At 49.9% G+C, this 17,868-nt stretch carries 18 protein-coding genes; 6 read left to right on the forward strand and 12 right to left on the reverse strand.

The features are described 5' to 3' along the window. Positions 1–19 precede the first annotated feature (19 nt). Complete coding sequence (locus AN963_RS04345; protein ID WP_055744441.1) at positions 20–925, reverse strand: metallophosphoesterase; 906 nt, start codon at positions 923–925, stop codon at positions 20–22. A gap of 163 nt (positions 926–1,088) precedes the next feature. On the opposite strand from AN963_RS04345, the gene acsA reads away from it, so the two are divergent. Next, on the forward strand, positions 1,089–2,804 hold the full coding sequence (gene acsA, locus AN963_RS04350; protein WP_055743313.1) for an acetate--CoA ligase: 1,716 nt from the start codon (positions 1,089–1,091) through the stop codon (positions 2,802–2,804). 63 nt (positions 2,805–2,867) lie between these two features. Here acsA and AN963_RS04355 read toward each other — a convergent pair whose 3' ends face one another. The 3 genes from AN963_RS04355 to AN963_RS04365 all read right to left on the reverse strand — a co-directional run bounded on the left by AN963_RS04355 (position 2,868) and on the right by AN963_RS04365 (position 6,453). Continuing rightward, positions 2,868–3,848, reverse strand: a complete 981-nt coding sequence (locus AN963_RS04355; RefSeq protein WP_055743314.1) for a cation diffusion facilitator family transporter — start codon at positions 3,846–3,848, stop codon at positions 2,868–2,870. Between the two features lie 24 nt (positions 3,849–3,872). Next, positions 3,873–4,943 (reverse strand): flavin-containing monooxygenase, encoded by a 1,071-nt coding sequence (locus tag AN963_RS04360; RefSeq protein ID WP_055743315.1) that lies wholly within the window; start codon positions 4,941–4,943, stop codon positions 3,873–3,875. 148 nt (positions 4,944–5,091) lie between these two features. Then, positions 5,092–6,453: a hypothetical protein gene (locus tag AN963_RS04365; protein WP_055743316.1), complete on the reverse strand. Its 1,362-nt coding sequence runs from the start codon at positions 6,451–6,453 to the stop codon at positions 5,092–5,094. A 228-nt stretch (positions 6,454–6,681) separates the two neighbouring features. Between AN963_RS04365 and AN963_RS04370 the strand changes: the two genes are divergently transcribed. The 4 genes from AN963_RS04370 to AN963_RS31770 are packed head-to-tail and all read left to right on the forward strand — an operon-like array spanning position 6,682 to position 9,164. Continuing rightward, complete coding sequence (locus AN963_RS04370) at positions 6,682–7,713, forward strand: permease (protein WP_407922538.1); 1,032 nt, start codon at positions 6,682–6,684, stop codon at positions 7,711–7,713. A gap of 12 nt (positions 7,714–7,725) precedes the next feature. Continuing rightward, a complete protein-coding gene (locus AN963_RS04375) occupies positions 7,726–8,700 on the forward strand; it encodes a TIGR03943 family putative permease subunit (RefSeq protein ID WP_055743318.1) in 975 nt (324 codons plus the stop codon). Positions 8,701–8,712: 12 nt separating this feature from the next. Beyond that, positions 8,713–8,952, forward strand: a complete 240-nt coding sequence (locus AN963_RS31765) for a hypothetical protein (protein ID WP_236707868.1) — start codon at positions 8,713–8,715, stop codon at positions 8,950–8,952. Then, entirely contained in the window at positions 8,940–9,164 is a 225-nt protein-coding gene (locus AN963_RS31770) for a GNAT family N-acetyltransferase (protein ID WP_330218828.1), read from the forward strand. The genes AN963_RS31765 and AN963_RS31770 overlap by 13 nt, the downstream gene beginning before the upstream one ends. A 124-nt stretch (positions 9,165–9,288) precedes the next feature. Here the strand turns inward: AN963_RS31770 and AN963_RS04385 are convergent, their stop codons facing one another. The 6 genes from AN963_RS04385 to AN963_RS04410 all read right to left on the reverse strand — a co-directional run bounded on the left by AN963_RS04385 (position 9,289) and on the right by AN963_RS04410 (position 14,944). Beyond that, positions 9,289–10,170 carry a metal ABC transporter permease gene (locus AN963_RS04385; protein WP_055743319.1) on the reverse strand — a complete coding sequence of 294 codons (882 nt, stop codon included), beginning with the start codon at positions 10,168–10,170 and terminating at the stop codon, positions 9,289–9,291. Then, positions 10,167–11,519, reverse strand: a complete 1,353-nt coding sequence (locus tag AN963_RS04390) for a metal ABC transporter permease (protein WP_055743320.1) — start codon at positions 11,517–11,519, stop codon at positions 10,167–10,169. The genes AN963_RS04385 and AN963_RS04390 overlap by 4 nt, the downstream gene beginning before the upstream one ends. Continuing rightward, a complete protein-coding gene (locus AN963_RS04395; RefSeq protein ID WP_055743321.1) occupies positions 11,516–12,307 on the reverse strand; it encodes a metal ABC transporter ATP-binding protein in 792 nt (263 codons plus the stop codon). The genes AN963_RS04390 and AN963_RS04395 overlap by 4 nt, the downstream gene beginning before the upstream one ends. Before the next feature lie 29 nt (positions 12,308–12,336). Then, complete coding sequence (locus AN963_RS04400) at positions 12,337–13,233, reverse strand: metal ABC transporter solute-binding protein, Zn/Mn family (RefSeq protein WP_055744442.1); 897 nt, start codon at positions 13,231–13,233, stop codon at positions 12,337–12,339. Positions 13,234–13,490: 257 nt separating this feature from the next. After that, positions 13,491–14,141 carry a response regulator gene (locus AN963_RS04405; RefSeq protein ID WP_055743322.1) on the reverse strand — a complete coding sequence of 217 codons (651 nt, stop codon included), beginning with the start codon at positions 14,139–14,141 and terminating at the stop codon, positions 13,491–13,493. Next, on the reverse strand, positions 14,138–14,944 hold the full coding sequence (locus tag AN963_RS04410) for a sensor histidine kinase (RefSeq protein ID WP_055743323.1): 807 nt from the start codon (positions 14,942–14,944) through the stop codon (positions 14,138–14,140). Before AN963_RS04410 ends, AN963_RS04405 begins: the two co-directional genes overlap by 4 nt. Before the next feature lie 104 nt (positions 14,945–15,048). Between AN963_RS04410 and thiD the strand changes: the two genes are divergently transcribed. Continuing rightward, entirely contained in the window at positions 15,049–15,843 is a 795-nt protein-coding gene (gene thiD / locus AN963_RS04415) for a bifunctional hydroxymethylpyrimidine kinase/phosphomethylpyrimidine kinase (protein ID WP_055743324.1), read from the forward strand. A 45-nt stretch (positions 15,844–15,888) separates the two neighbouring features. Here the strand turns inward: thiD and AN963_RS04420 are convergent, their stop codons facing one another. Together AN963_RS04420 and AN963_RS04425 are read right to left on the reverse strand one after the other, a co-directional pair. Continuing rightward, positions 15,889–17,271: a DUF4179 domain-containing protein gene (locus tag AN963_RS04420; protein ID WP_083496783.1), complete on the reverse strand. Its 1,383-nt coding sequence runs from the start codon at positions 17,269–17,271 to the stop codon at positions 15,889–15,891. A 4-nt stretch (positions 17,272–17,275) separates the two neighbouring features. Next, positions 17,276–17,800, reverse strand: a complete 525-nt coding sequence (locus AN963_RS04425; RefSeq protein ID WP_055743325.1) for a sigma-70 family RNA polymerase sigma factor — start codon at positions 17,798–17,800, stop codon at positions 17,276–17,278. Positions 17,801–17,868 lie beyond the last annotated feature (68 nt).

The raw sequence follows: 17,868 nt of genomic DNA on the forward strand, positions 1-17,868 counted from the left end.
GAAATACTTCCATTATACCTTAGTCTAGCGCAAGTGTGGCAGAAGCTTCCTGAACTGAGGAGGATGCTGTTGCTGTTTGTCCATGTGCGATGAAGCTAGCTCCAGCAAGGGTATGCAACGTTATTTCTGGCCGAGAACGCAAGCGTACATTTAGACCGGTCTGACCCAATCCTTCACTGATGTAAAAGGATCGGCCATCGACTTGATGCAATCCTTTGACCATGTTCAGCTTTGGCAGTTTGCCCATCTTGGCCAGATGAAAAGGGCGAGGCCAGTGAATTTGTCCGCCGTGAAAATGACCGGACAGTAAATAGTCGTACGGGAAATCCTTCATGTGCAACACGATATTTGGATCGTGAGTAAGTACCAAGCGAGCACCTGTTTCAGGGACGTTCCGGAATGATTTGGACAACTGGCTGTGTCCAGTAGAGAAATTATCTACCCCGATGATGTGCAATTCCTGGTCCTGATGGTAAATCGTTTCGTGCTGATTGATCAGGACACGACAGCCGATACGCTCCAGCTCGGTTTTGAGCAAGGCTAGCTTTGGAGGCGACAAGACGTAATCGTGATTGCCGAATACGACGTATGTGCCGAGAGCAGGCTGCAGGGCCATGACGGTTTCAACGTATTGAACCGCTTTGGGAATATTTTTGTGGCGATCCAAGAGGTCACCGGTAATGGCAATCAGATCGATTGGGCGATCTGAAAAATCCTCAACGATTTTGGAAGCCTGCACCGATAAATTTTCCATGTGCAAGTCTGAAAGGTGCAAGACGGACAGAGGCTCCCAAAGGGCAGGATCGGGTAGTCGGCGAGAAGGTTGAAGCGGAATGGATACATAATTGGTATGAACATCAAATGTATTGCGGTAAGCGCGAATAAGTAACAGAGCAATCGCCGCTGCAAGGATCAGCCATAACATTTGCATGTGCCATCTCCTTTATATTGTGAGTAACGCTCATTATACTAGATTTATTCTTGGTCCGAATAAGTAGGTTATTGGCAGGAGGAATTTCGAGAAAAGTGCAGAAATATTATGAAAGTTGAATGAAAAAGAATCCAGTGGAGTCTAGGAGAGTGAAAGTATGAACGTGGAAAAAATTCCGGCGACGGATGGTCGGTTTAATCTGAACAATTACGACGAAGTCTACGCTAACTTTGATTGGGCAGAAGTGGAAAAACAGTTCACCTGGCACGAAACAGGCAAGGTGAATGTGGCATATGAAGCAATTGACCGTCATGTTTTGACGGATCGAAAAGATAAAACAGCCCTGATATACAGCGATTTGACTCGCGATGAGAGCTACACGTTTGCTCAGCTTAGTGAGCAGTCCAACAAGTTTGGGAACGTACTGCGCGGGTTAGGTATTGCTAAGGGAGATCGCGTGTTTGTCTTTATGCCTCGCACCCCAGAGCTTTATGTAAGCGTTTTAGGTACATTAAAAGTGGGTGCTATCGTAGGTCCGATGTTTGAAGCATTTATGGAAGCGGCTGTTCGAGATCGTCTGGAAAACAGCGAAGCCGTTGCAATCGTGACGACTCCTGCCTTGCTACCACGTATTCCTGTATCGGAATTGCCTGCTCTTAAACACGTGATTGTCGTAGGCTCCAAGGACGCGTTAGCTGAAGGTCTGATTAGCTTTGAAGCGGCAATGGCGGAAGCCTCCTCCGACTTTGAAATCGAGTGGGTGGACCGCGAAGACGGAATGATTCTTCATTATACGTCTGGTTCCACAGGCAAACCTAAAGGTGTCTTGCACGTTCACAATGCGATGATTCAGCACTACCAAACAGGAAAATGGGTGCTGGACCTGCAAGACGATGACATCTACTGGTGCACAGCTGACCCAGGCTGGGTGACAGGTACTGCTTATGGTATCTTTGCTCCTTGGCTGAACGGTGTAACAAACGTAGTACGTGGTGGCCGCTTCACTCCGGAATCATGGTATGAAACGGTTGAAAAATATAAAGTGAGTGTCTGGTACAGCGCACCAACATCTTTCCGCATGCTGATGGGTGCTGGTGACGAGCTGGTCAAAAAATACGACTTTTCGCATTTGCGCCATGTTTTGAGCGTAGGCGAGCCGCTCAATCCAGAAGTCGTTTACTGGGGATTGCGCGTCTTCCAGCATCGCATTCACGACACATGGTGGATGACAGAAACCGGTGGGCAAACGATCTGTAACTACAAGAGTATGCCAATCAAGCCAGGTTCAATGGGCAAGCCAATTCCAGGTGTATACGCATCGATCATCGATGATCAAGGAAATGAGCTGCCGCCAAACCGCATGGGGAATCTGGCTGTAAAAGTCGGTTGGCCTGCGATGATGAGACAGATTTGGAACAACCCTGCGAAATACCAAGAGTATTTCCACATTCCAGGCTGGTACGTATCTGGCGACTCTGCTTACAAGGACGAAGAAGGCTACTTCTGGTTCCAAGGCCGTATTGATGACGTGATCAATACGTCTGGTGAGCGGGTAGGTCCATTTGAAGTAGAAAGCAAGCTGGTAGAACATCCAGCAGTAGCTGAAGCGGGTGTAATCGGAAAGCCGGATCCAGTCCGCGGAGAGATCATCAAGGCATTTATCTCGCTGCGTGCCGGATATGAGCCAAGTGAGGCGCTGATGGAGGAAATCCGCAAGTTTGTCAAAGAAGGACTCGCTGCTCACGCCGCGCCGCGTGAGATCGAATTCCGCGACAAGCTGCCGAAGACTCGCTCCGGTAAAATCATGCGCCGCGTCTTGAAGGCGTGGGAGCTCGGACTTCCGACAGGCGACCTGTCCACGATGGAAGACTAATCCAAAAAATAAGCAAAAACCATCTCCGCAAATAATGGGAGATGGTTTTTTGTCGTTTGCGTCTTAATGGTTGTGATCGTGACAAGCAGTATTATGGGAATGATCGTGTCCAGCTTGCGGTTGATTGCCTTCCTGGCATTGCATATTATCGTGTTGGACCGAAGAATTTTCGATCTGGATCGTCGCGTGGGTGATCCCAAAGTCGTGCTGCAACAGCTGGAGGGCTTTGGTCAAGATTGGGTAGCTGGGCAAGTCATCCTCGACAATCAGATGGCAGGTTAGCGATTCAAACCCCGACGTCACGGTCCATACGTGTAGATCGTGCACGGCTATCACTCCACTCAGCTGTTGCAGCTTCTCTGCTATTTGAGTGGTATCGAGACGGCTAGGGGCTCCTTCCAGCAAGATATGGACCGATTCTTTAGTCACCCGCCAAGCACTGATCATGATGAGAACAGCGACAATGACACTGATCAATGGGTCGGCGATGTACCAGTCAAATGCCCACATCAGAATGCCACCGAGAATGGCGCCGACGGATCCCAGCAGATCACCAAGGACGTGGAGGTAAGCACTTCGTACATTCATGTTTTCTTTGTAGTCGCCACGCATGAGGATAAAGGCGGCAGCGATGTTAGCCAATAATCCGATTGTGGCGATTACGATCATCGTCCCACTGGCGACCTCTGGCGGATTGAGCAGTCGCTGGTACGCCTCCCACAGAATAATCAAGGAGATTACGACGAGGGTCACTCCGTTAATGAGTGCTGCCAGTATTTCGAAGCGATGCATCCCGAACGTTTTTTGGGCAGAGGGTGGTCGAGCAGCAAAATGCATAGCAACCAGACTGAGCAAGAGAGCAGAAGCATCGCTTAGCATATGACCAGCATCTGATAGCAAGGCCAAGCTGTTGGTGAGAAAGCCCCCGATCATTTCTACGATCAAAAATACGCTGATAATCAAGAGAGACACGAGCAAGGCCTGTTTGCTAGCACCTCTGCCATGGTGATGGTGTCCATGTCCGTGATCATGATGATGACCCATGTATATACCTCCCAAACAATAGGATTACGAACGAAGAAGGTCTGTGATTTCGTTTACCAGAAAGTGAGCGTCATGACCGGCCCCGCCTAGTAGTGCGGACTGACGATTGTACTGCCAGGGCAGACCTAGAAAGAAGATCCCTGGAGTAGGTGAGACACCTCGGTTGTGTACGGGACGTCCTTGATCGTCCAGTATGCCCGGTACCTCTACCCATTTGTATCGAAGACGATAGCCGGTTGCCCAGATGATATTTGACACAGTAGCGGTGCGGCCGTCCGCAAAAGTAGCGACGCGGCCAGATAGAGAAACGGTTCGTGAGGAGAGTGTTAATTTCCCTGTGTGAAGCAATTTTCGTAGTTCCTTTCTGTATCCGAAAATAGGATCCGGCAAAGAGTGGTAGAGCTTGCCAAGCCAGGAGCTGACGGGAGCTGTGAGTATACCGAGCTTGCGCATGTAAGTAAAAATAGTCTTACCCAAAATGGTTAGCGGCAGAAATGTTCGGGATTGTCCCATGGATAAAAAAACAGGATGTTTTCCTGTGAGCTCGATCGCAATCTGCACACCCGAATTCCCCCCGCCCACTACGAGAACGGGACCATCGGACAGCTGTTGCTCATTTCGGTAGGTGGCCGTGTGCCATTGCACCACATCGTTATCCGCATTCGTATGTAGATCAGGCCAATAAGGCTCATGAAAGGGACCAGTGGCAATAACAACAGATCGAGCGAGCAAAATGCGTTCTTGCGTGTGGACTCGAAAACCAGGAGAGCCAGGAGAGTCTGTTTCCTCCAAGCGTATCACCTCGACTCCAAGTTCGATCGGCAATTGAAAATGGTGGGCATACAGTTCTAAATAATAGGCAACTTCATTTTTGTCAGGCAATCCGCTCCGTTGCCCAGGGAAGGGGAGTCCAGGCAGGTCATTGAACGAACGGGGTGTAAAGAGCACTAAGGAGTCGTAACGTTCGCGCCAACTCGTGCCAACACGCTCGCTTTTTTCCAAAATAACGAAGCGATGGCCTCGCTGCTGTAGATGGTAACCAATGGATAATCCTGCTTGGCCTCCACGGATTACGATAACGTCGTAGTCGTACATGAGTGTTCCTACTTTCTAAATCGTTTTCAACTAAATCATACCAGATACAATATAATATTCAAGTAATCATTTGAATGTTATCGCAAGAAAAAGCCGTTGTGAAAAAACAACGGCTTTCACGCATTTTGTTTGTAAAATAAGTAACCGATTAACTCGCCGAACGGGAGTAGATTCGATGTGGGGTTAGATCTCCACGATGGCGCACGTAGAGCGGGCCCCATGAAGGATTTGCGTCGTGCATGCTTTTTAGCAACGTCGTCATGCCTGCAAAGACGGTTGGAGCCTCAAGCTCCCCGGCAACAGCTGAAGTCACTGCAGCAGCAACCACGTGTGCGGCATACATGCCGGAAACGATGCCATCGTGGACAGTCAGCGAACCGGAAAAATGAGAACGTATTTCTTGCACGATTCGTTCGTCTTCATTATGCCAGTTCTGAATTTGCCCAAGAGCATGACCTTCGAGACTGAGCAGGCGTGCCTCTGCAATCGTTCGCGCAACGATGGCGGCTGATTTTTTAGCCGTGTCTGCATCGAGCACAGCTCTTCCCAAGGTAATTCCTTTCAAATCGCGATCTGTTTCTTCTACCAAGGCATCCGCCCATTCCTTTGCGTTGTCAAAGTGAAGCATGCGTACAGTTTCGGCAGCAAGATATCCACGTAAAATGTCTGCAGGATGGGGATCGTTTTGAGGGCCAGCATTACGCAATGTCGCTTGGCCAGTGTATGCCTTATTCAGCCCGCGAAAATATCCAATCAAGCCAATTCCTGCGGCAGGACCTGTGTTTAAGATTCCAAGCACATCGGAGGCGGTCTCATCAATGCGTAGGGACCAATAGTCAGCCAACGTACGATTGTGCATTTCATCTGCCAATGCGTCAAAAACCGTTTGCTGCAATTCTCCCAGCAATCCGGTATCTGCATGGAGAATGTCGTGTCCAGCTGTTTCGTGACCTAATGCGGACCAAGCCAACAGACCCAGTCGAGAATTTGCGGGAGGCAGATTGACGATGCCCGTCTTGATTCCAAAATGAGCGGTAGCCTCGGCCGTCCACGTATACGGGCCAAATTGCGGGCGTCCCCATTTCACGAGCGGAGCAATCAGGCTCACATCAGGAGGCTTAATGCCTTTCCTGTCTTCCTCGCTCAAAAAGCCGTCGTACAAATCGCTAACTACTTCCTGAAAGGCATCCGTCGCTTCTCGTTCATACGCTTCGCTGTTTTGTAAAATGGCTTGGGCGATATCGCAAAACAAACCGGCTTCTCTTTCTTTGTGTGGGTCACGCCTCAGCATTTCAGCGAATCCAGACTCGGATAGCTTGTCCATTGTTTGAAGAAACGGATTGTAAACGTGTTCCCGATAAAGAGGGGGGAGGGTTTCGGCTGCATCTTGCAAGCGTCCGTACAACGATTGATACTCAGTCGGATCTGGTGGACCGGTATTCTCGTCCAGGGCAGCGAGGGTTACGTCTTCCATGCAGGCCAGTAGATGGCGAAAATCAGGATGGTTCATGCGTGACGCCTCCAATCGTCTAGAGAATGTGGGCTCTCGACACGAGTTACGTCAAACCAAGGGCGGCTTTTTGGGGACCCACCTCCTTTCCAGTTGGACGGGGGTTGGTTCTTCCATTATAAAACGGCCGAATTGGAAAAAAAAGTACGGAGAGGTAGGCGGATAGTAGGATTTATTTCTAAAAACCGTTGTAAGGTTGTCCCGAACCGAATATAATTCGTAATGATTATGATTTGTGGGAGAGGAGGAACTGACTTGCTTGTGAAGCTTCGCCGATTTTTCCTGGAAATCATCGGAGCGCTTTTGCTGGGATTAGCTGCGGCTTGGTTGACTACGAGCGGAAGGGGCAGCTGGTTTTCTGGCTGGCAGATCGAGTGGTCGCCACGCTGGCTGGACATCAAGACGTTTTTTCTCAGTATCGTGTTGGAAGCCATTCCGTTTGTGCTGCTCGGGGTGTTCTTTTCCGCTTTTATCCAGACGTTCGTAACGGAAGAACAGGTACGGCGTTGGACGCCAAAACATCCTCTGGTAGCTTTACCCTTCGGGGCATTGCTGGGATTTTTGTTCCCGGTCTGCGAATGTGCGATTATTCCGGTTGTTCGCCGTTTGATCCAAAAGGGGATGCCGCTTCACGTGGGGATTGTGTTTTTGCTAGCGGGTCCGATCGTCAATCCGGTCGTTTTATCTTCTACATACATTGCATTTGCAAGACAACCAGATCTGGCGTTCCACAGAGGGGCGGCGGCTTTTCTCGTCGCAATTATCATCGGCATATTGGTTTTGCTGTTTGTTCGTAAAAATCCGCTACGTCTGGGAATGGACTCACAAAATTGTCATGAAGAAGCTCATACGGAAGCGATGCGAGGTAAGCTTTCGGCCACGTTTTCCCACGCAATCGACGAATTTTTCGATATGGGGAAATATTTGCTGTTAGGTGCGTTTATCAGTGCTTTGCTTCAAGTATACGTAAGCAGAGAGACACTCGTGGAGATCGGTCAGACTCCGGTTGCGTCTCATTTGGTCATGATGGGGATGGCCTATCTTTTCTCCCTGTGCTCAGAGGCGGACGCCTTTATCGCGGCATCCTTTTCGAATTCCTTTCATAGCAGCTCGCTACTGGCTTTTCTCGTCTTTGGGCCGATGCTGGACATGAAAACCACGTTGATGCTGTTTAGCACCTTTCGCTTCGGATTTGTGGTCAAACTGGTTGCAATTGTCACCGTACTCGTACTCTCCGTGACAATGCTATGGCCGGTCTAAGGAGGGATTGTGATGAATCAAGCGAGTGTAAAACGACATTACTTCCTGCGCAGTTTGATTTTGATCGGGTTCACTGGGCTGTTAGCACAGCTCATCATTACGGATCGTCTCGGTCACTATCTGGCACCTCGATTGCATATGTTCAGCTATGTCACACTTGGGATTCTGATCATGTTAACGCTTGTCAGCTTACGGCAGGCTTTCTTGGGAGCAACTGCGTACGATTGCGACTGCGAGGATGCGCATAAGATTCCGCGCTCCTTGTGGCGTTCCGTGTTGGTATACGGGATGTTTGTCTTACCGTTGGCGATGGGATTTTTCATGCCGGATCAAATACTCGGCAGTGATGTGGCAGAAAAACGGGGGATCACTTTGCTCAGTTACGACGTGAAAAAACTGGCGGAGGTAACTGGAGCGGCGAATACCCCTAATGCGCCTACGCAGAGTGTGTCCAGTTTGCAAGGTAATTCGTCACAACAAGGAGGGGAAGCCGATCCGTCAGCATCCATACCGGTTCGATCTGATGAACAGATTCGCCAGAAATTTTCGGCCACTGGCTTGGGTGATTTTTACACGGACATGGCTGTGTCGTTGTACAAGCAACCCGTCATCATGCTCAATGACAAAGTGTTTTTGGATGGATTGACGACGATGGAGCTATACGCAAAGGAGTTTGCAGGCAAGGAGATCGAGACGCTCGGCTTTGTTTATCGTCAGCCTGATTTTACGGCACACCAGTTCGTTGTCGCACGCTTCTCCGTTTCATGCTGCACGGCCGATGCCAACGTTTTTGGGGTGCTGGTGGAAAATGATCAAGGGAGCAAATGGGCCAAGGACAGCTGGGTAAAAGTACGAGGAAAGCTGGAAGCGCGAACAGTAGACGGATATGACATGCTTGTACTGAGAGCAAGTAAGATCGAACCGGTCAAACCACCAAAGGATCCTTATGTTTATTACAATTACGATACACCTGTGGGCAATGAATGAGGGGGGTTATGCATGATTCGCGTTTTTCCTACGACCAGTCAAGATGCTGCTACACGCATGTGGCAGCTACAGCAAGCTGCATACCGTGTGGAAGCTGAGCTGATTGGGTGGAGTGATTTGCCGCCGCTACGAGAAACCGTCGAGGAGCTGATGGGGAGCGAGGAAACTTTCATCGCTTATGTAGAGGAGGGGGAGTTGGCTGGAGCCCTATCGTTCCAAAAAATGGGGATAAGCTCGACATCCACAAAATGATCGTAGACCCCAAGCATTTTCGAAAAGGAATCGCGAGACAATTGCTGATTCATCTTGAAACGATTTACGCGGATGTAAAGACGATCGTCGTATCGACGGGTGCTCGGAATGAACCAGCAGTCCAGTTATACTTGCGCCAAGGATACGAATCGACAGGGACAAAAGAAGTTGCACCAGGACTTGCGCTCGCATTCTTTCGAAAAGAGCTGTAGAACGAGAAGATAGAGTCCAGTCATCTATGTTCCTTTTATGAGGAGGACAGGATTCCTATAAAAGCCAACCAAAAAGCTGACGCTCGAATGATTGCTCGGACGTCAGCTTTTCCTTTTACTTGAGTTATGCTTCACCCAACTGAACTTTTCTTCTCGCTACCATTTTACTAATCAAGCCGTGGCGAGGCGAGAACAAGAACGCCAGGAGGAACAACAAGCCAGCAACAGCTGTCATGGCACCCGCGATCGAGCTATCCAGCCACGAGGCGAGGAAGTAACCCAGAACGGCGGAGAGGACGCCTACTCCCATACTGATGAAGAGCATGACATGCAGGCGATCGGTAAGCAAATAAGCAGTAGCACTGGGAACGACGAGCATCGCGACTACGAGGATCGCTCCTACGCTTTCAAAGGCAGCGACTGTTGTCAGTGAGACTAGCGTCATCAGCAGATAGTGAAAGAGCATGACCGGAATCCCGATGGCAGCCGCGAGAGCAGGGTCAAAGCTGCATAGCTTGAACTGTTTAAAAAACAAGCCGATGACCAGCAGGCTGAACAGGAATACGCCTCCTACACCCCACAAAGCGCGAGGGCCCATGTCAGTACCGCCTAGCTGCCAGGTATCCCATGGGACGTAGGCGATTTCTCCATACAGAACGCAATCGAGATCGAGATCGACTTGCTGGGTGTAGAGCGAGACGAGGACGACACCGACTGAAAAGAGGGCCGTAAAGGTCACCCCGATAGCTGCATCGGACTTGACACCACTCTGATTCAGCATCTGGACAATAAAAACAGTGATCAAGCCAATGACGGCGGCACCGATGAGCATAGGCAGGATATCCCGGCTGCCACTGAAGAGAAAGGCGAGCACGATTCCCGGCAGAATAGCGTGACTGATGGCATCACCCAGCATCGCCATCCGGCGCAAGATGAGGAAGCAGCCGAGAAAACCACATGATGCCGCTACCAGTGAGCCAGTCAAAATGATTAAGAACGTGTTCACAGCGATAGCCCCCCTTGGTTCGAAGGTTGCAGCAGGTGAGAGACGCCCTGGTGATCCGCAAGTCTCGGAGTCAGGTCATAGGCACTCAACTGAGCAAGCATGAGGGACAATTCCTCGTCAGATAATTGGGGAGCGAGCTCCTCCTGATTTACGTCAATTTCCAGGTCGTGGTATTGATTTTGATTCATGTGGTACAGATCCCAAAGACGCTGATTCAGGACGAGACGATGGGCTTCCTTTAAGCCATCCGGAGTAAAGGTCCAGAGCAGCTCTTCTTTCGTACGAGATCGTTCCGTTACATAGCGTTTCTTTTGCAGCGCGTACATGGCCTTGCGAACGGCTGAGGCTCGTTTCCCGCATTTCTGTGCCAGGTGTTCCCCACTGAAACCGTAATAGACTCTGGTAGGGCGCCTTTTTGTCTGTTCTTCCAATTTCTCGTACAGAGCCTGCATGACATCCTCGCGCAAGATTTTGTTGCGCATGCTCAAAAAACGTACCATCCGCGCCAACACACCACGGCGAGGAGAGAAGAGCAGAGAGAGCAAGAAGAAGGCAGTAGCAGAGAGCACGATGGTCGGGCCCGTCGGGAGATTTTCCTGCTGGGTACTGATGAGCGTACCGAGAACACCGCTGAGTGCTCCAAAGAAACCAGAGAGAATCACCATTTTTCCGAGCTTATCTGTCCAGTAGCGCGCAGTGACTGCAGGCGCGATCAGCATCGCTGCGACCAAGACGACACCCACAGCCTGTAATCCAATAACGACAGACATCAGGAGCATGAGCATCAAGACGCCGTCGAGCAGGCCCATGGGAAATCCCAAGCCGCGTCCGAAGCCAGGGTCAAAGGAGAGGAGCGTAAATTCTTTAAATAACAGGGCCGTTGTCACAATCAGGACGGCCGCTACAATCATGATGGTAATTACGTCATGGAAGACGAGAGATGCGGCTTGCCCGAACAGGAATTTGTCCAGACCGCTCTGATTGCCACTAGCGCTGTGCTGAATGTACGTCAGTAGTACAATACCGATTCCAAAAAAGACAGAAAGGGTTAGGGCGAGCGACGTATCTTCCTTGATCCGCGTATGCCGAGAGATAGCGGTGATGCAGTAGGTGGCCAACAGTCCCGCTACCCCTGCACCGATTAAAAAAAGTCCGATCGATTTGGAACCAGTCAACAGGTAGACAAGGCATACCCCAGGCAGAGCAGCATGGGCGAGGGCATCTCCCACCAGAGATCGTCCTCTCAGGAAGGCAAAGCATCCGAGAACGCCGCTACTGATCCCGAGCAAGACGCACCCCATCAAAACCCATTGTGTATTGGGATCTTGCAGGGCAAGCCACACATTCATGAGTCCGTCGCCTCCTTTGTAGAAGGCGAACTGGTTAGCAATACTTGATTGCCCATAATATGGAGCCTTCCCCCGTAGGTCTTTTGCAAATTCTCGGGAGTGAACGCTTCTCGTGTGGGACCTGCAGCGATGACACGACGATTGAGCAAGATCGCCCAGTCAAAATACTCTTCGACGGTTTGCAAATCGTGATGGACGACCAGCACGGTTTTTTTCTGTTGCTTCAGCTCATTTAGTAGTTGAATAATTGCTTTTTCGGTTGCAGCGTCGACACCCGCAAACGGCTCATCCATGAAGTAGAGCTGAGCTTCCTGTGCCAGTGCACGAGCCAAAAAGACACGCTGCTGCTGACCGCCGGATAGCTGACTGATTTGGCGGTTCGCATAGTCTGCCATTCCTACCTTTGACAAGCATTCCATTGCAAAATCGCGGTCAGCCTTGCCAGGGCGTCGAAACCAGCCTAAACGTCCGTAGCGGCCCATCAAGACAACATCCAACGCGTCGGTAGGGAAGTCCCAATCCACTGACTCGCGCTGTGGTACATAGCCGACAAGTTTTCGTTGCTGCTTGTAAGGCTGGCCATAGATTTCCGTTTCACCAGAGGCTACGGGGATCAAACCCTGTACGGCTTTGATGAACGTAGATTTCCCGGCGCCATTTGGGCCGATGATACCGATGAGCTTTCCCTCAGGAACCTCAACGTGAACACTTCTGAGGACGGGCTTCTTTTGATAGGCGACGGTCAAATCCCGAACCCGGAGTGGTACAGATTTCGTTCTGATAGACATGCCTCACTCATTCCTTTCTGACAAGCATGTTATTTCAAGGCTTTCACGATGGTGTCGACGTTGTGCCTTACCATTCCGATGTAGGAACCCTCAGGTGTTCCAGGCGCTCCCATCGCATCGGAGAACAATTCTCCGCCAATGATTACCGTATGATTTTTTGCAGCAGCACCTTGGACGACAGCCTCGATAGAGCGTTTCGGTACAGAGGACTCTACGAATACGGCTTTGATCTGGCGTTCAACCAAGGAATCTACCAGCTGCTGAACATCCTTGAGTCCGTACTCAGAAGCGGTGCTGATCCCTTGTAAGCCGAGTACTTCTACATCGTAGGCGTGACCGAAATACTGAAAAGCATCGTGAGCAGTAACCAGAACTCGTTGTTCTTTCGGGATGCTAGCGAGCTGCGTGCGTGCATAATCGTCCAGTTCTTTTAGTTCGCCAAGGTATTTTTCCGCGTTTGCCGTGTAGGTGTTTTGGTTCGAAGGGTCAATCGCGACCATGTCGTCCCGAACTTGCTCCACTGACTTGATCCACAAGGAGACGTCGAACCAGACGTGAGGGTCCGGATTATCGGGAGAAGCGGGGTCCGCGAGCAAGTCGTCTTTGGTCAGCTTCGCAGTTACAGGTTTGACAGGTTTGCTTTTGCCGATTTTTTCAAAGATATCAATCATTTTGCCTTCGAGATGCTGACCGGAGTAAAAGATGATGTCCGCATTATTGATTCGCTTGATATCCCCCTCAGATGCTTTGTATAAGTGAGGGTCTACGCCTGCTCCCATCAATTGAGTGACTTCGACGTGTTCGCCGCCGACTTGCTTAACGATGTCCGCGACCATACCAGTTGTCGTGGTGACTTTCCATATCCCGTCCTTTGCTTGCGGAGCATCATGATTCGAGCAGCCTGCAAAGAGCAAAGAAGCAGTCATGATGGTAGTGAGAATTCCAGCTCTCCAACGAGTCAAATATGTAGGTTTCAAAGTTTGTCTCCCCTCAATTCTTTTTTATTAATGCACGAATGTTTCCTTAGGGCAACTTTAGCACATAAATATTCCTTTATGCAACAGTATTCTCTTAAGTGAAAAAAGTTGCCTGTATGCAAGTATGTCGTTTTTCGAGTCCAGCGTTTTTGTGAGGCTAGCATATGCAAAAGGCAGGTGAACGTGTCACCTGCCTTGGTACTTCCTCATTTTTTCATGATCAAATGGTGCCGGACCGCGTAGGCTGCCAATTGAACACGATTCGCTAACTGCAGCTTGTCCAAAATGTTTTTTAAATGATTTTTTACCGTATTTTCAGCGATGATGAGAGCCTCGCTGATTTCTCGATTCGTTTTGCCTGCCCCGACGTACATGACAATTTCACGTTCGCGTGGGGTAAGAATTTCCGGAACCATTCCATCGGGTTCTTCGTCTTGACGGAAGCGATGCAGCAGCCTGTTTGCCATCTCACGCGACAGCTCACTGTCTTCGCCCAACAAAGCGTGTAAGTAATTGATCCAGTCGTCCGGCTCCAAATTTTTCAACAAATAGCCTTGTGCGCCAAACTGGATGGCTGTAATGAGATCACCGACATCATCAGAAACACTCAAGATGACGACTTTGATATGTGGATACGCTTTTTTAACTTCACGTGTAGCTTCCAGGCCGTTCCATTTGGGCATGTTGATATCCATCAAGATGAGGTCGGGCTGTAGCTGACCGCATAGCTGAAAGGCTTGCTCGCCGTTTTCCGCTTCCCCCACGACTTCAAAAGAAGGGTCTGGATCGAGGAGACTACGGATCGCAGAGCGCGCCATAGGGTGGTCATCGGCAATCAATACTCGGTAGCCGTTCATTTGGTTGTACCTCCAGAATGGGATGTTAGGACGATTGTCGTGCCTCCAGCCTCTCGTGGTCGAATATCGATCGTAGCTTGTAATTGCTTGGCTCGATCATTCATCATCGAAAGTCCATATTTTTTCGCCTCTTCAGAGGGCTTGGGCATGCCGATTCCATCATCCTCAATTGCGAGTGTCCAGCTCCGAGGCTCGGTAGTGGAGAGGTGCAGCCATGAATGGTGAGCCGAAGAGTGCTTGCGGATGTTGGCAAACGCCTCTTGAATGATCCCGAATAGCTGTACCTCTTCTGCTGGTGTAAAAAAGTTTTCCCTGATTTGTAGCTCGGGAGAAACATCAATTCCGGACAGAGCGCTCCATTGCGTTAACCATTTTTTCAATCGCTGTTCCAGACTTCCTTCTTCAGGTAGGGAGCGCAGATTGAAGATGGCTTGACGAACATGGTTGTCGATGGCGGAAACCGCAACACGAGCATCGTCGAGCTGTCCTTGCCTTAATTTCACGTTCAAAAAAAACAAAGACTGGGCAATTCCGTCGTGTAGCTCGCGAGCTAGGCGCTCTCTTTCTTCATAGACAGCACGGCGGGCTTGTTCTTCCACGATTTTCGCATTCATTCGCTCCAATGTACGAAACATCCACGTGGCAAATAAAAAGGAGAGTAGCAAGGTCATTAACGTAATGTAGACGTTGCCCGTTTCCATGGACATATAAGGTAATAGAAAGTCATGTCGCACAAACTCAAAGCCCCCGATAATGACGGTGGGGATCAGTACGGTCAGCCAATAAAAAATACGATATGTCATAGTGGAAATCCCTTCCTTGCCTCTATCAATCAATCCTAGTATACCGAAGCGAGCGGTCGGATGGTATACTCGGTATCAGAATAAGCGTCTGCAGGAGGGAGAACATGAGCAAGATAGCAACAGCGTTAACCATAGCAGGTTCTGACAGCGGCGGTGGGGCAGGAATCCAAGCCGATCTCAAAACCTTTCATCAACTGGGTGTTTACGGAATGAGTGCCATCACGGCAGTGACGGCTCAAAATACATTAGGCGTTGCTGGCGTGTACCCGATCCCCGTGGAAGCCGTTTCCCAGCAGATTCGTGAAGTGCTGCGTGACATTGGAGCGGATGCAGCCAAAACTGGTATGCTTTTTGATGCGGCCATCATCCAGGCGGTTGCAGAGGAAATCGGTTCGTTTGGGATTCAAAAGCTGGTAGTGGACCCGGTGATGGTCGCAAAAGGGGGAGCCAAACTCTTACTCGATGAAGCTATCGCTGCATTAAAGCAGCATTTGCTTCCCGTGGCTGAAGTCGTCACGCCGAACTTGCCAGAAGCGGAGTGCCTGACAGGAATGCAAATCCGGACTCCCGATGAAATGCGAGAAGGCGCGAGGGCGATCCACGCGCTCGGGGTTCGAAACGTGCTCATGAAAGGCGGTCATCTGGAAGGGGATGTGGTCGTCGACATGCTCTTCGACGGACAAGCCTTTTATGAAATTTCCCATGAGCGCGTACAGACTCGTCACACCCACGGAACAGGCTGCACCTTTTCAGCAGCATTGACTGCTGAGCTGGCGAAGGGAACGGCTCTCGTCACCGCTGTGGAGCGGGCGAACCGTTTTATTTTTGAAGCGATCAAAACCGCACCACAGCTAGGTGGAGGTCATGGACCGACCAATCATTGGGCTGTGATTGCTTGATAAAGAGAGCCCCCGTAAGCAGAATGAACTGCTCGGGGGCTCCTACTATTTGATTTGAAGCGTGAAGCCATCCGAGAGGCGGGACGGGTAGTCTGTAAGAGTAAAGGTGTACGTATCGGGAGTGCCTTTCGCTGTCGTCCGTTTATACAGTGAGCCGTACCTCTGGCTGGACTTTACGTCAGATGGATCTCCAGATGACGATGACCCGCTTACGTGCTCGTACTGATTTCCCCGATCATCCGTGAGTTCGTACCCAAAAGAGCTGAAGCGATTTTCATCTTGTTTCTCGACTTTCAAGAGAAAGTCCATTCCCACCACATCTTCATTTTGTCGTAATGCAGTCAGCTGGAGGCGGGAGTCAGGCGCCTTGATGAGCGTGCCTTTCTTGCCATCGATGACGACTTGTAACTTGTCTTTGTCCAGCGCCCGGATCCCGTCAGCTTTGAGCACCAGTTTTTCCGGTTGTTCAAAGTAGTTGCTCTCCAGATTGTAAGTGACCTTGTTTTGTCCGTCTTTCGTGGAAGGTATTCCATTCCCCCAGAACGCATAGGTACGTCCTTTTTCATCCTCCAGGCGCAAGCGGTCGAAGTCGAAAATATGCTTGGTATTGGCCGGGTCGAATTGTATGCTCACCTCAGTCTGCGTCGGATAAACGACGATCTGGGAAACGGTGAAGCGTTGGCCATCGATTGTCACGTCCTGGTTGACAGGATAGACACTTTCTTTTAAGGTCTCATACTTGGTTTTATTGATAGGGAACGTGACTTGAAAAGGTGTTTCCAGCTTTTTCTGATCGACAGAGAGAGTGACTTTTGCTGTAAGTGTGTCCGGAACGTTTGGTGTATTCTCCCAGAAAATGTCAAGGCGATTCTGTTCAATACTTGTTGCTACCGATTCACCACTCGAAGACCAACTGTAGCCTGCTACCCAGTCCGATCCATTCTTGTCGGAAAAGCTTACATTCTCCAAGTCAACCGCATGACCGTCCTGCTCATGGCGGATCGTATAAAAAACGATCATACGCTTCTGATCCATCAACACCTGATCCACCGTAAAGCTCACCCCATCATGTGCCGCGCTAGCCCCGATTGATTGCACCAAGTCATGCTTTGCCGCCATTTGCAACCCTTTGTCATCCCGTATAAGTTCGACGAGCTTTTCCATGCCTGGGAGATGACTTACATACGCAGCGACAACGGGGGAGAGGCGTATGGAAAAAAATAGCCCCATCATAAGGATGCCGACGGCCATTGCCGATCCCCACCGAGCCAAGGTCCTGTGACGATGTCTTATCCGCCGTTGTTTTGCCAGCTGCATTCCGTTGCGTATATAACGATCGATGCTTTCAGGCACCGTGATGTTTTCCATCCGTTCTTTTTCATTCCATAATTCCTTTTCGAGCTGTTTGAATGACTGATCCTCTTGCATCTTTTCACCACTCCTTTCCCAAGTCTTGCCGAAGTGCTCCCAGTGCCTTGTGAAGCCAGGTTTTGATCGTTCCCTCAGGATGTCCGAGTACCGTAGCAATTTCCCGAATGGTCAGATCCTCAAAATATTTCAGGATAATGACATGTCGATGAAGGGGAGTAAGCCTTTCGAGAGCATCTTCTAGATGGAGACGGGTAGCTGACTGATCCGAGAAGGTAGGTTCTTTCTCAGGCTGGGCGTCCAAATGGGATGGATGCAGGACCCAGCGTTTTTTGTGCTTCTGTTCATCCATGCATACATGAATCACGATGCGTGTCAGCCAAGTGGAGACATACTCCGGTTGCTTGATTTGAGAGAGCTTGAGATAGGCTCTGCAGGTTGCTTCCTGAATGGCTTCGAGTGCGTCTGTTTCATTTCGCAGGAACGCATACGCCACTTTATACAGTTTTTCCTTGTGCATATTGAGTAATTGGTAAAAGGCATCGTCGCTTCCTCTCTGCGCCTCTGCTACCAGCTGTTCCAGATTCACGTAACCCCCTCCTACCTGATTAGACGAACGAACAAGGGAAACGGTTTTCCAAAAATAAAAAAGGGAAG

It is taken from the genome of Brevibacillus choshinensis, from assembly GCF_001420695.1.
In the GTDB taxonomy this organism is placed as follows: domain Bacteria; phylum Bacillota; class Bacilli; order Brevibacillales; family Brevibacillaceae; genus Brevibacillus; species Brevibacillus choshinensis.